The sequence below is a fragment of the Peribacillus sp. NPDC097197 genome (assembly GCF_050278025.1).
In the GTDB taxonomy this organism is placed as follows: domain Bacteria; phylum Bacillota; class Bacilli; order Bacillales; family DSM-1321; genus Peribacillus.
Window position 1 is genome coordinate 1 of record NZ_JBNNST010000030.1, and the last position, 13,583, is coordinate 13,583.

Here is a 13,583-nt window from a genome sequence, read left to right on the forward strand (position 1 = left end):
TTGGCGAACCAATCAGGGGCCCTTTAGGGCCTGGTCAGTAATAAAGGCTTTCAGCCGCAGAGAAAACCACCCGTTATCACGGGTGGTCGTTATTTTCCCTAGTAAAATGATGAAGCCTGCTTTTTATGAACACCTTTAAAGGATACAGAGTTACCCGCATATTTTCTAACCGATCATACTATGTCCTCCGTTTACAGGAATAACCTGACCGGTTATCCAATCAGACCAATTGGACAACAAAAAGAGGGTAATTCCAATCACGTCATCCACCTTTCCTAATCGTCCCATCGGGTATTGCTTGATTAGCTTTTCTAACATGACGGTATCAAATGATTGACCTTGATCGATTAATCCTAGTGAAATGGTATTGCACTGAACATTGCTCTTGCCTACTTCTTGGGATAGGGATTTTAGAAAAGAGATAGTCCCACTTCTCGCTGCACCTGATATGATTAGGTTCTTATCACCAGTCCGGGCGGAGTCTCCCACTATATTAATGAATTTGCCCTGATTGTTATCCATCATATCCGGCATAAATGTATGTGCCAAATGAAGGACTCCATAAAAACAAACCTCCATTTCCTTTTTCCATTCACCCGGTTCATATTTAAAAAATGATTTAAATTGTGTCCATCCTGCATTATTAATGACACCATCAATGATTCCCAGTTCACGTTTAGTGACCACTTTCATTTCTTGGACTTCCTCTAACCTGGAAAGGTCAGCCTGTACAAGTACAAGTTTCACTCCACATTTTTTAATGTTTTCTGCTGTTTCTGCTGCCTCTTTCTGTGATTCATGGTAGTGGAGAGCAATATTGGCACCAGCTCTTGCCGCTGCTAAAGCAATTTCCTTACCTATCCCTTTGGCTGCACCCGTTATTAAAACATTTTTCCCCTTAAGGTTAAGATCCATAGCTCTATACCCCTATCCTTTGACTCCCTGATTTTCTTTGGTATTGCTTATGCAGCTGTGCCGCTATGATATTTTTTTGAATTTCAGAAGTCCCTTCATAAATCCTGGTAATACGTGCATCCCGATAAAAACGTTCGATTGGATATTCAGATATATAGCCAATCCCTCCATGTATTTGGAGAGCTTTGTCTGCCACCCGATTATACGTTTCCGACCCTAATAATTTAACCATGGCTGCTTCTTTAATAACGTTCCTTTTTTGATCTACCATCCACGCTACACGATAAGTCATTGAACGGAGAGCTTCCGTATCCAATGCCATCTCGGCCAAGTAATGTTGAATGACTTGCTGCTCAAAGATTGGCTTGTCGAATTGAATTCGCATATGAGCAAATTCAATCGACATCTCAAGTAACTTATCACACGAACCTAAGTTTCTTGCTGCCATTCCCGCACGTCCATTTGCTAAAATTTTCAATGCATTAACATACCCTTGCCCTACATCACCCAAAACATTTTCAACAGGCACCTCACAATCTTCGAAAAAAATCTCTGAAGAATGCGATCCATGAAGACCCATTTTCTTCTCGATTTTTCCTATGTGGAATCCAGGAAAATCTTTTTCGACAATAAAGGAAGTGATGCCCTTTGCCCCTTTTGATGGGTCCGTAACTGCCATGACTGTAAAAATGTCCGCAATAGGCGCATTGGTAATATAATGCTTGCTCCCATTCAAGATATACTTATCACCTCTTTTAATCGCGGTCGTTTTAAGATTGGTAGCATGCGATCCTGCGCTGGGTTCAGTTAAAGCAAAAGCCCCGATTCTTTCACCCGATGCCATATCGGGAAGATATTTTCGTTTCTGTGCATCATTTCCCATCTCTACTATTCCGACGCCACCGATCCCCGTATGTCCGCCAATGACAGTGGTATAGCCGTTATGCGTTCTCCCTAGCTCTTCCAGAATGGCACATTTTCCCACCATATCAATTCCCAGTCCACCATATGACTCAGGAATACTAAGACCAAATAGACCAATTTCTTTGGATTTCCGTAAAATGCTTTCTGGAATTTCATCACTTTCTTCAATTAACATAGCATGTGGCTCTACCTCATTATCAATAAACTCTCGGATACCCTGTTTTAATAAGGTAACATCGTCTGAAAATTCAAAATCCAAAAAATCCACTCCCTTCATAAGTCATTCCCTATCTAGTTTCCTTCCATTCTATGAAACATGCATTCTTTATAGGTCATTCAACTCTACAAGGAAAACCCTTACTCATTGGGCTTGTTAAGCCATCGTTAATCCTCCATTGACAGATAGGGTTTGCCCTGTGACGTATCCCGCTTCATCCGAAACAAAATACGCAACAGCACCCGCAATATCCTCCGGTTGAGCCAAACGACGGAATGGTATCGCCTTTACCAAGGCCCCTGTGATCCCTTCATTGTACGAACCAATCTCTTGAAATAATGGAGTGTCCGCTGGTCCTGGGGCAATGCAATTGATGTTAAGCTTATAACGGGCCATTTCTCTTGCAATTGTCTTCGTGAAAGCAATGACACCACCCTTTGCTGCGGAATAGACCGCTTCCCCGCTAGAGCCGACCCTTGCAGCATCTGAAGCAATATTGACTACTTTCCCATAATTATTTTCTATCATAAGCGGTAAAATTTCCTTACACGTATGAATTTGGCCGAGTAAATTAATATCGATGAGTCTTTTCCACGTGCTTGGATCACTTTTTAAGAACGGTTCTACCTTGTCCCACCCTGCGTTATTGACCAATACATCAATCTTTTTATAATGGCCCACCGAATCTTCCACAGCTTTTTTTACACTATCCAAATTCGTTACATCACAATAAACGGATTTAGCTTCATTCCCCTCCCGCTCGATTAAAGTAACCGTTTCATCCGCATTCTGACTATTGATATCTGCCACAATCACTCTCATATTTCTTGAAGCCAGTTTTTTTGCGATTTCTCTGCCAATGCCACTTCCTGCCCCCGTGATAAAAGCGACTCGTTTAGTCATATCAATCCCTCCATTTTTTCATTTTCTTTTAATCAATCATTTACCCTGGCCTTAAATGTTGTCTCCAATCTTTTCATTTATCATTTCCCTCAGACGAAACTTCTGAATTTTCCCGCTTGGGGTACGTGGGAATTCCGTCAAAATTTCTAGCTGTTCTGGCCAATATTGTTTAGCTAAGCCTTTCTTCGAGAGAAATTCCTTCATTGAATCCATTGTAATGGGAACCTTCCCTGGTTTCATGCTGATACAAGCGCATGCTTTTTCCTGAAGGCGTGTATCAGGTACAGCAATAACCTGTACGGTTGAAACATCGGGATGTTCGTATAATACGTTTTCTACATATGCAACCGGGATATTTTCTCCGCCTCGAATGATGATGTCTTTATTTCTACCGGAAATTCGGATATATCCATCCTCGTCCATTACCGCCCGGTCACCGGTAATGAACCAACCATTCTTATGTTCCGCTATGGTGTCTTCCATTCGTTTGAGATACCCGACAAACATCGCAGGGCCTCTTGCGAGTAAATCACCTTCTACATTAGGAGGACAACTTTCTCCTTTAAAATCGATTATCTTGAGTTCCATATGGGGAAAAGGGGCTCCATCCGTACTCGTTAACTTTTCTTCCGAATCATCAAGTCTTGTCAATGTCACTAAACCATTTTCCGTTTGTCCCCATCCCGACAATATTTTGAATGGGACTTTTTCTTTCGCTTCTCTCACAAGCTGTCTAGGAATTGGGGCACCTAAAGCTACAAAGGCTCGAAGAGATTGAATATGACCCCTTTCTATCCCTTCCAATTGAACGGTATCTTGCAGGAAGGGTGTTGCACCCGCAGTAAACGTTATCTTCTCCTTCTCGATCCACTCAATAAACTCATTCGGGTTCCAAATGTCTTGATAGACACCAGTACCTCCAAAATGGGTAGGTAACCGCACACCATACCCAAATCCCGTTTGATGGGCAAAGGTGGATGCCATGAAGAGCACGTCATCCGATGTTAAACGCAGATGGTCAATCCAATAATTTGTTGATACACAAAGCGTATTATGTGTATGCATGACCCCTTTTGGACTCCCGGTCGTTCCCGAGGTGAAGATGATTTCTGTAATATCGTTCGGATCATGCTTGATGGCATCTAGAATGGAAACATCCATCCGCTCTTCCCATGGTTCCTCAAGTAGGGAAGAGAACGCTTTCATTCCATTCGGTACTTCTTCACCGACCACAAAAACATGCTCTAATGAAGGCCACCGATGAGCTAGCCTCTCAATCATGTCAGGATAATAGTAGTCACGGAAACGATCCGGAACCACAATCATCTTAGATTCCGCCATCTCCACCATGAATCCAATTTCCCTATCACGATAAATGGGAATCAAGGGATTGCTTATCGCCCCTATCCGAGTGACGGCATAATGGAGAATAATGAATTCATTCCAATTTGGTAGTTGAAAAGAGATGACGTCTCCCTTTCCCATTCCTATATGAATGAGACCTAAAGCGACCCGATCGACCAGCTTTCCTAACTCCTTATACGTATAACGGCTTTTTTTATCAATGATTGCCGTCTTCTCCGGATTGTTCTCTATCACATCATGTAAATAATCCAGAATCGTTCGATTTGGCCAAATAGATTGGTATTTTTCCACATATTCCTGACTCAAAATCGTATCGAATTTCAATAGAGTTCATCCCCTTCATCATCTTCTGAATTGTTTAAAATCCACTGGCCTTTTTTCAAGAAAAGCATTTTTTCCTTCTTCTGATTCTGGTGTGTTATAAAACATCGCTAAACTACCCATCGATAACTGGGATATCCCTTGGATGTTTGCACTATCAGCATTAAAGGAATACTTAAGCATTTTCAATGCAGTCGGACTCTTCTCAAGAATCTTCATCGCCCATTCTTTTGCCGCATGTTGCAACTGATCTGCAGGGACGATTTTATTCACAAGTCCCATCTCTTTTGACTCCTGTGCGGAATATTGTTCACACAAATACCAAATTTCCCTCGCTTTCTTTTCACCGACTATCCGGGCAAGATACGCAGAACCAAATCCTGCATCATAACTCCCTACTTTTGGGCCACTTTGCCCGAATTTTGCCGTTTCTGATGCAATTGTCAAGTCACAGATGACGTGTAGGACATGGCCTCCTCCAATGGCATATCCATTCACTGCCGCGATGACAGGCTTTGGGATGTTTCGAATGGTTTGGTGCAGGGTTTCAATTTCTAATCCCATCCCACCTCCTAAGCCACCGGAATGATCATACCCTCCTTCTTCTCCTTTTTCTTTTTGATCACCACCGACACAAAACGCCTTTTCACCGGTCCCTGTCAAAATTACTGCACCAATTCTGTTATCATCCCATGCGTCACGGAAAGCCCAGATTAGTTCCTGGATCGTTCTTGCACGAAAAGCATTGTAGACTTTAGGACGGTTAATCGTAACTTTTGCTATGCCCTCCATTTTTTCATATAAAACATCAGTTAATTCCATCGTTTAATTCCTCCCTCACTTAATAGCTTTATCATGATTTTCCCTTGAATGACGTCAATACGCTGTTCATTCATACATCTCACTTTCATCGTTATCCAATGTCGCTGGATATCGACATCAATGATCTCTATTTCGGCAGTAATCGTGCTATCTATTTGTACCGGTTGAATGAACACCAGTTCTTTTTGAATGATGACACATGGTCCTTCAGGTAATTCCTTACTGATTGCCTCCGTAATGAGCCCCTCACTTAAAATTCCTGGGACCATCGAGGACCTTCCATCCCTTTTAGAAATATCAAGACCATACACATCATTGTAATCATGTGTCAGTGAGCTCCACCCTGTCACATCATCTTCTGTAAAGGTTTTTTGCACTCTGGCGATTTGACCGATAAAATAGCGATTTAAATGATCCATTCCTTCGTCCACTATCCTAATAAGACCGGAATTCTTTTCCGATAATGTCTTTTGCAATGACCATCATATTGGCTTGTGCAGTTCCATCACCAATCTCTAATCCAATCACATCCCGCATACGTTGTTCTAAGGGCATTTCCTTCGTATAAGCATAGTGCCCATTCAACAATAGGCACTCATGAATGGCTTCCACACTATATTTGGGGCCTAACCACTTTACGGAAGCCGATTCTTTACTATGTTTCAATCCTTGGTCACGAAGCCAAAGTCCACGATAAGCCTGCCATCTCACCAATTCCAATTGGGTAAAATGAGTCACGATGGGGAATGAAACCCCTTGATATGTCGCCAATGGTTTACCAAAAGATTGTCTTACTTTAACGTGTTCAATCGTCTCATCGAGACTTTGCGAAGCAGCCCCTACACATTGCAGCCCGATTAATAAACGACTTAGGTCAAACCCATTCATCACTTGGGAAAAACCTTTATTTTGAAGTCCAATCATATATTCCTCTGGAACTTCAACATCATTCAAATAAATGGAGCCCCTGCCAATTGGTATATTCCCCATGTCTTTGTACCCTTTGCATTCCACTCCAGGAAGATCGGATGGAACAATGAATGCACTTATTCCTCGATTCCCCAAATCAGGTTCTGTCTTGGCGAATAAAACGAAAGCATCTGCACAAGTCGCTACACTTATTCCCGACTTTTCACCATTAAGGACATATACATTTCCATTATGTACCGCAGTTGTTTTGATTCCCCCGGCATCTGTACCCGCTGAAGGCTCCGTAATGGCAATGCCAACAATCTTCTCCCCACTTGCAATCTTGGGTAACCATTCGTTTTTCAATTCTTCTCTAGCATGATTGGTTATAATTTCGCCAATCAATGCATTCAGCATGACTGCATAGGTTAGATTGAAATCCCCACGCCCTATCTCTTCAGCAGCAATCCCGGTGGTGACGCAGTCAGCTCCGCTACCCCCATACTTAATGGGGATGCGCAAACCATTTACCCCTAATTCACCAAGCTTCTTCCACAAATGCCTTGGCGTGACTTCTTCTCGGTCCCACTTAGTATAGTGTGGCAGCAATTCTTCTTTTGCGAATTCCTTCAACATTTTTCGAAAATACTCTTGTTCTTCCGTAAATGTAAAATCCATCATCTTATTCCTCCCTTTTTTCAGAATTGTAAGTCTGGTGAAAAACATCAACTGTTCAAAACGAATCTACATATCCCTCTTAAACGGAAGAGAGAATTCCCCCTTGTTGCTATTCTATATTGCAAGATGCGTGCCAAGATGGATTTGTGCTTTAGAGGCTTTTAAAAGAAAAGTATTTTATCAGTTTCACTACTTTTCGCAAACTTGCAAAACAGAAATGCGAAACACAAAGGGGCTGTCCCAAAAGGTGTAATTACACCGAAATTGAATAAATAGTAAAAGGCAGAAACGTTGATTTAACAACATTTCTGCCTCTTTGTTTTTGCGAAATTCACTGGAATAAGGACTTATTAGACAGCCCCTTTGTGTAAAAACCATTTAATAACCATGCTATTTCAGGTTATACTTCGATATTTTTCTGTATAAGCTCGCAATATGAATCTTAAGTTTTTGAGCGGCTAAAGAACGATCTCCGCCACACTCCTTTAATGTATGCCGGATAGCCAATGCTTCAGCATTTCTTACCACTTCATCCAAACTCCCAAAGTAAGCGTTTTCTTTTGAGCCGTCATATGAGTCTCGCACATTCATGTGAGGAGCCAGAAGTGAAGAATCCATTTTCAATGTCGCCCCCTCAGCAAAATTCATCCCGCGTTCGATAAATGCTTGATACTCACGGACATTCCCAGGCCAATTATAGGAAGTCAACCATTCTTGAAGCGTGGGATCTATCTCCCTTACATCACATCCTAAAATCTTATTGAAGTGATTGATAAAATAATAGCCTAATGGAAGAATATCTTCCTTTCGCTCTCTCAATGATGGAAGTTTCAATTCAAACACATACAAACGATAATATAAATCCTGACGAAACTTTCCTTCTTGTATGAGCGTTTTTAAATCCCTATTCGTTGCCGCAATAATGCGAACATCGATATTTTTACTCCCTGTTCCACCCAGTCTTTCTACTTCCCGTTCCTGCAAAACACGTAAAAGCTTTCCTTGGGCCTGGTAAGGAAGCTCTGATATTTCATCCAAGAAAAGCGTACCGTTCTGAGCTAATTCTATTTTCCCTGGCTTCCCCTCCTTTTTTGCTCCACTAAAGGCACCAGGTTCGTACCCAAAGACCTCAGATTCAAATAATTCGTCCGGAATGGCAGCACAATTTATGGGTATGAAAGGGTGGGCCTTTCTTGTACTCAAACCGTGTATTGCTTGAGCAAACAGTTCTTTTCCTGTTCCCGTTTCCCCAGTTATGAGTACAGTTGAATTGCTTATTGCAATTCTAGCCGCAAGTTCCTTAATCCGTTCGATTGCAGGACTATTTCCTATAATCCCTTCGAAATCATACTGATTTGTTTCAACACTGGATTTTTTCCTATTTTTGTATTTTTCCAATGCATTTGCATAAAATGACAAATCGGTATATTCTAACTCTTCTTGCCGTATGATGACGTGATAAACGTTATTTTGATCTTTTCTAGTAATCTTAATAAAACACGCATGTCCAAAAATGACACCAGAGAAGACTTTCCTCGGATCACGACTTTCTAAAGGACTTTTCAGAGAGGTTTGAATGATATTCATGATTGATTTACCTATTACCTCATCCTTCATTACACTAAAATGTTCTAAAAAATCTGGACTAGCACCAAGTACTTTCCCTTTTAGGTTCACTTCTATTGAGCCCCAACTTTTTAATTCATTTATCACTTTTTCCATATACATCACAAAACAACTTGATCATTTTTTAAGAGTAGAATCACAACTTGTCCTTTAATCACTTCGATTCCCGTTTGATTATAGCAAGTGACCTTTTGTGTAACCCAATTTCTATCGATATTAATATCAATTACTTCAAGTTCCGCCGTAATTAAATCACCAACGTGCACTGGATGATAAAAGATTAATTCCTTTTGTAATAAAACACAGGCACTACCCGGAAGTTTTTCACTAATCACTTGGGTGATTAACCCTTCCGTTAGGAGACCAGGAATGACTGGCTGGTCGTAATTGCTTTTCCACTCCTCTTTATTCAATTGATAAATCGGGCTATAGTCATTTGTTAATTCACTACATATCCTTACGTCTGAAATACTAAATGTACGTTGCAACCTTGCAATCTGCCCGATGAACATTTCAGAGATCGATAAGTTCATGCTTCCCCTTCTTCCTATTTGAACTTTCAAAATATTCAATTATATAACAATAACTATACATGGTTTTCAAAACAAAGGAAAGCCGAAATAGAATGCAAATTACAACGTTCCGAACAAATAATAAAGCAGCATCCTTAATGGATGCTACCTATCCAGGCACAGTAAGAAAGCGTTTACAAAAATGAGTTTATTTCTTTTTCGACCAGCGAAGAGAACCTACATCATTATGTGGATGGTATTCTAACAAAAGTTTGCTATGCATATTTTCTAATTCAGTTAAAGATAACTTCAACAGTTGCTCCATGCTTTCATCTTGATAAGCGATACACAGTTTATTAATTAACTTTTTTCGTCTTTCTTCCATACCCTTCCTTATCGTATCCCCCACACAACCCTCTCCTTTTTTATCACATATTTAAAATACCTACATGTATTTCCACGTCCATAATCTATTTATTTTCTTGGATTTGAATTTTAAGATACTCTTCTTCTAATTCACATAACCTTAATTCATATAGATGTATATTATTTTTTTTATAAATGCCTTTACTTATTAATTGATCAATTAGAAACTTTTTCTTTTCTAAAGTCTTTTCAAGCAATATCCCCAATATTTCTTTCCTCCTTTGATTCGTCCTTTGTTCCCATATGAATTTAATCATTCAAAGGCATAAAAATGCAAAAGGCTTTCCATTCAACCATTAATCCTCTTGAATGGGAAGCCTCCAGTAATCTGGTCAGCAGTCTTAATAATTGTAAGTAAATACTAAACTCATTAAACCCATTTGTCAAGTATGGATTACAGATTGATGCATGATCTTGTCCTAAGAAATTTCTATCTTTTCCACCTATATCGCTTAACGAACACCTGGAAGGATTCACTAAATCTTTAACGCCCACATATATTTAATTGAATATTAACTATGAAAGGTGGAGGTAATACTGAAAACCAGTATTGTTATTCTCACATATATCGAATTACCTTTAACCAAACAGTGCCTTACCAGCATTAAAAAACATACCGATGACAAAGATATAGAAATTATCGTCGTTGATAATGGCTCTTCAGATGGGACAGTCGACCATTTAAAAAGTATTCCCTCTTTAAAGACCATCTTCAATGAAAAGAACGCTGGGTTTGCAAAAGGCTGTAACCAAGGACTTAATATTGCAACGGGCGATACGGTTTTATTTTTAAATAATGATACAATCGTGACACAAAATTGGCTACAATCCATGCTCACCTTGCTTTATAGTGACGAAAATCCCCTACATAAATAACAGGCTAGGCTAGACCATATTCTATTTGGCAATTCGAGCTGAAAAATCGCTCACAACAAACCCTTCCGCTTGACCAGTCCCAAAACGATTAAAGGGTCTAACATGTACTAATGCTAGTTTGTTTTTCTTCGCTAATTGCAGCCCCACTTCACCAGCTTTCTATCCGAGAAGTCCTTACGGATTAGCAAAGCTATACAGTCATTGGATTTCATGGATTCAAATAGTATCGAAGAAATTTTAAATAAGGTGGATTTAGATGCAATCAGGAGTGGATTCGGATTGTTTTTCTTCTTGGATCAATCCAAACATCTCGCTTGTCGATGCTTGATAAACTTTACGGCAGGATTGGTAAACCATATCGCTTCCAATAAATTGACGACACCACCCCTGTTACATCTGCTGTAAGCATAGGTTATTCCCATTATTTTCCAATGAAACTCTATGCTGCTAAATTATACAATTCATCTGTCTTGGAAATTTCCATCGCCTTTATTAAATAAGCTAGGTCAGTCATATCTCCTTCAATTAATTCCACTTCGTCTTGAATTTCCAGAAATGCTAATCTCCAAATTGTACTTGTACTTCTCCGAGCCATTAGCCCATATACTTTGTTTAATAAAAAGCGAGCCAAATAAGCTCCATCCTGCCCAGTAATTATTGCACTTTTCATCTGCTTCTTCTACAAATCGTATGCTTTTTTAGTTTACATAAAAAAATCATTCGGCTTTAACGATAACAGTCAATAAAAATAAGCAGAAGGTAACCTTTATATATGAATTTATTACTGTTGAATATCTGGAGTTTAATTAAGGAGAGGGGAGACGTCCATACTAACCATTAACCTTCTGCTTTGAATGGAAGTAGGACTATAAAGAACCCGGATTATATCATTAAGAACAAATAACCCAGTTCCATTGATAATTGTCCAGACTTCGCTACGATGGAAGTGTCTCTGATAACTGATGTTTTTATTAGCTGTTATACCAATTCTCTTAGTTAGAACTTCATTGGCTTCATCAAATTTTGTATAATCCAATACATGGTACCAACCCCATCGACGCTCTTCATACATCGGACGCTCTTCAATTTGAAGAGAAATTTCCTTGACTCTTGGGCTGGCCTCTTTATCTGTAACAAGAATTCCATCAGGGCTAACCACCACAACAAGATCTGAAACACCCAAAACAGATACAGGTATATCCAATTCATTAATCACATGGACATTTCGACAATCCGGACCAATACTTCCTTTGCCAACTATCGGCGTTTTCATTTCCTCTGTAAGAGTATTCCAGGTTCCAAGATCTTTCCATTCACCGTTATAAGGGACAACAATAATATTATTTGATTTTTCAACCACTTCATAATCAAAAGCTATTTTTCGGTAACCGATTAAACTGGTTAAATACTTCAGCATAGCTAAGTGGAAGTCCCTGCGTTTTAATATAATTTAATAAAAATCCCAGCTTAAAGGCAAAAATCCCACCATTCCATAATGCTCCCTCTTTTATCAATTGCTTAGCTTTGTCATGATTTGGCTTTTCTGTGAAATAACTCACTCTTTGAAAAGCTTCTTCATGTTTTGTATTTTGTGAGGCAATAGGAACTATATAACCATACTTTTCTGATGGGTAAGTAGGTGCAATACCTACTAAAGCTAAATCAGCCATTGATTGTTGCAAAACCTTCTCTAAAGTAATCATATGCTCGAAAAACTCATCTCCTGCAAAAGGATCGACGGGCATAACTCCAACCACTTCCTCAGGGTCTACACTTTCTACTGAATATAAATATAGAGAGGCTAAAACAATAGCCGGATAAGTATCTCTTCGACTTGGTTCCATAATCAGAGGTACATCATTACCTAATTGGCTAATTATCATATCAACCTGAGATTTATTTGTGGAGATAATCGTACGATCAGCTAGATTGACGTTTTCCAGTTGGTTCCACACACGTTGAATCATAGATACTTTTGAATTTGTTTTTTGCTCAGATGGCAATAGTCTTAAAAATTGTTTAGAACGGGAACTATTCGACAAAGGCCAGAGGCGCTTTCCCGAACCTCCAGATAATAAAATAAGGCGCAAATCTTTCACTCCTATAGACATTTAGTGTAAAACGTTTCACATTGATATGACAATTTACCTCTTCTGATATAGAAAGAGCAAATTTGAATTTCTCTGAATTATGTATAATATACTTCTCCTGCTTATATTTTATATATTGTCATTCATTTTTCACATTCATAGCTATTTTCCAATACTATCTAGCCTAAATACAAAAAGGAAGATCGCCCACTAAGGGATATCATCCTAACATTAGAAGCTTATTAACAAGGTCTTTCTCTAATTTGAATGAGGCGATGAGCTGACCAAACAATACTATTATCATCTCGGCCTAAATCAATTCCTAAAGTTACCCCATCAGATTCATAAAATAATCCGACGAAATCTCCAGCATTTAATAAGACGTCACCTGCTAATGTCACTGTTCCATTGCCAAGAATCGCTATTAATATCTAATACCAAGGCAACGTTTACATGGTGTTAAACCACTTATCAAATCAGTTACGAATGGAATTTATTACATTTCATTTTATAACGTTCAAAAAAATACTTCATCATAAGAAGAAAAAGTAAAGAAATGATCTACCTTTATTTGAAGGAAATTTATTTTTTAAGTTTAAATGCTTTTAAAATGGATATTATAATGATGTAAGATAATAATGCAGGTTTTACCATGCTAGGAGGTACTTAAATGGAACGTGGAAAAGTAAAATGGTTTAATAGTGACAAAGGATTTGGATTTATCGAGCGTGAAAATGGAGACGACGTATTCGTTCATTTCTCAGCTATTCAAGGGGAAGGGTATAAATCTCTTGAAGAAGGCCAGGAAGTTGAATTTGAAGTAGAATCAGGTCAACGTGGGCCTCAAGCAACAAACGTAAACAAACTTTAATTAAACTAATAAACAGGCCCTGAAAATCAGGGCCTCAGTTTGTCGACAAAAGGGGTCCGGAATGATTTCATTCCGGACCCCTTTTTGATATTTTCTTGAAATTTCGCTCAAAATTTAGAATATAGGTC

The 13,583-nt window shown here is 39.1% G+C and carries 15 protein-coding genes and 2 pseudogenes; 2 read left to right on the top strand and 15 right to left on the bottom strand.

All coding sequences use genetic code 11. The features are described 5' to 3' along the window. Positions 1–165: 165 nt before the first annotated feature. The 11 genes from ACQKL6_RS20510 to fbpA form a co-directional block, all read right to left on the bottom strand. Positions 166–915, bottom strand: a complete 750-nt coding sequence (locus ACQKL6_RS20510; protein ID WP_402989518.1) for an SDR family NAD(P)-dependent oxidoreductase — start codon at positions 913–915, stop codon at positions 166–168. 4 nt (positions 916–919) lie between these two features. Next, on the bottom strand, positions 920–2,098 hold the full coding sequence (locus tag ACQKL6_RS20515) for an acyl-CoA dehydrogenase family protein (protein WP_402959146.1): 1,179 nt from the start codon (positions 2,096–2,098) through the stop codon (positions 920–922). Between the two features lie 114 nt (positions 2,099–2,212). Then, complete coding sequence (locus ACQKL6_RS20520) at positions 2,213–2,959, bottom strand: SDR family NAD(P)-dependent oxidoreductase (RefSeq protein ID WP_402872605.1); 747 nt, start codon at positions 2,957–2,959, stop codon at positions 2,213–2,215. 51 nt (positions 2,960–3,010) lie between these two features. Then, the gene (locus ACQKL6_RS20525) at positions 3,011–4,648 is read right to left on the bottom strand and encodes an AMP-binding protein (RefSeq protein WP_402872603.1); all 1,638 of its coding nucleotides are present in this window, start codon (positions 4,646–4,648) and stop codon (positions 3,011–3,013) included. An 18-nt stretch (positions 4,649–4,666) separates the two neighbouring features. Beyond that, the gene (gene menB, locus ACQKL6_RS20530) at positions 4,667–5,467 is read right to left on the bottom strand and encodes a 1,4-dihydroxy-2-naphthoyl-CoA synthase (protein ID WP_402989529.1); all 801 of its coding nucleotides are present in this window, start codon (positions 5,465–5,467) and stop codon (positions 4,667–4,669) included. After that, positions 5,458–5,943: a hypothetical protein gene (locus tag ACQKL6_RS20535; RefSeq protein WP_427651832.1), complete on the bottom strand. Its 486-nt coding sequence runs from the start codon at positions 5,941–5,943 to the stop codon at positions 5,458–5,460. Before ACQKL6_RS20535 ends, menB begins: the two co-directional genes overlap by 10 nt. Beyond that, entirely contained in the window at positions 5,903–7,057 is a 1,155-nt protein-coding gene (locus ACQKL6_RS20540) for an acyl-CoA dehydrogenase family protein (RefSeq protein ID WP_402989534.1), read from the bottom strand. Before ACQKL6_RS20540 ends, ACQKL6_RS20535 begins: the two co-directional genes overlap by 41 nt. A gap of 387 nt (positions 7,058–7,444) precedes the next feature. Further along, positions 7,445–8,776, bottom strand: coding sequence for a sigma-54 interaction domain-containing protein (locus tag ACQKL6_RS20545; RefSeq protein WP_427651833.1), 1,332 nt, complete (start codon positions 8,774–8,776; stop codon positions 7,445–7,447). 5 nt (positions 8,777–8,781) lie between these two features. Then, on the bottom strand, positions 8,782–9,213 hold the full coding sequence (locus ACQKL6_RS20550) for a hypothetical protein (protein WP_402989540.1): 432 nt from the start codon (positions 9,211–9,213) through the stop codon (positions 8,782–8,784). Positions 9,214–9,400: 187 nt separating this feature from the next. Continuing rightward, positions 9,401–9,601: a Fur-regulated basic protein FbpA gene (locus tag ACQKL6_RS20555; protein WP_402989542.1), complete on the bottom strand. Its 201-nt coding sequence runs from the start codon at positions 9,599–9,601 to the stop codon at positions 9,401–9,403. 61 nt (positions 9,602–9,662) lie between these two features. Then, the gene (gene fbpA, locus ACQKL6_RS20560) at positions 9,663–9,824 is read right to left on the bottom strand and encodes a Fur-regulated basic protein FbpA (protein WP_402872581.1); all 162 of its coding nucleotides are present in this window, start codon (positions 9,822–9,824) and stop codon (positions 9,663–9,665) included. A gap of 331 nt (positions 9,825–10,155) precedes the next feature. Here fbpA and ACQKL6_RS20565 point away from each other — a divergent pair. Continuing rightward, positions 10,156–10,476 (top strand): annotated as a pseudogene (locus ACQKL6_RS20565) (glycosyltransferase family 2 protein); the annotation flags it as partial. A 39-nt stretch (positions 10,477–10,515) separates the two neighbouring features. Here ACQKL6_RS20565 and ACQKL6_RS20570 read toward each other — a convergent pair. The 4 genes and pseudogenes from ACQKL6_RS20570 to ACQKL6_RS20585 form a co-directional block, all read right to left on the bottom strand. Beyond that, positions 10,516–10,641: a hypothetical protein gene (locus ACQKL6_RS20570; RefSeq protein WP_427651834.1), complete on the bottom strand. Its 126-nt coding sequence runs from the start codon at positions 10,639–10,641 to the stop codon at positions 10,516–10,518. A 105-nt stretch (positions 10,642–10,746) separates the two neighbouring features. Continuing rightward, positions 10,747–10,851 carry a GDP-mannose 4,6-dehydratase gene (locus ACQKL6_RS20575; RefSeq protein WP_402959154.1) on the bottom strand — a complete coding sequence of 35 codons (105 nt, stop codon included), beginning with the start codon at positions 10,849–10,851 and terminating at the stop codon, positions 10,747–10,749. Between the two features lie 82 nt (positions 10,852–10,933). Next, on the bottom strand, positions 10,934–11,164 hold the full coding sequence (locus ACQKL6_RS20580; RefSeq protein WP_402872577.1) for a GDP-mannose 4,6-dehydratase: 231 nt from the start codon (positions 11,162–11,164) through the stop codon (positions 10,934–10,936). Positions 11,165–11,365: 201 nt separating this feature from the next. Next, a pseudogene (locus ACQKL6_RS20585) lies at positions 11,366–12,584 on the bottom strand (sugar phosphate nucleotidyltransferase); the annotation flags it as partial. Positions 12,585–13,254: 670 nt separating this feature from the next. Here ACQKL6_RS20585 and ACQKL6_RS20590 point away from each other — a divergent pair. Further along, on the top strand, positions 13,255–13,455 hold the full coding sequence (locus ACQKL6_RS20590) for a cold-shock protein (RefSeq protein WP_402872572.1): 201 nt from the start codon (positions 13,255–13,257) through the stop codon (positions 13,453–13,455). The last annotated feature ends 128 nt before the right edge of the window (positions 13,456–13,583 follow it).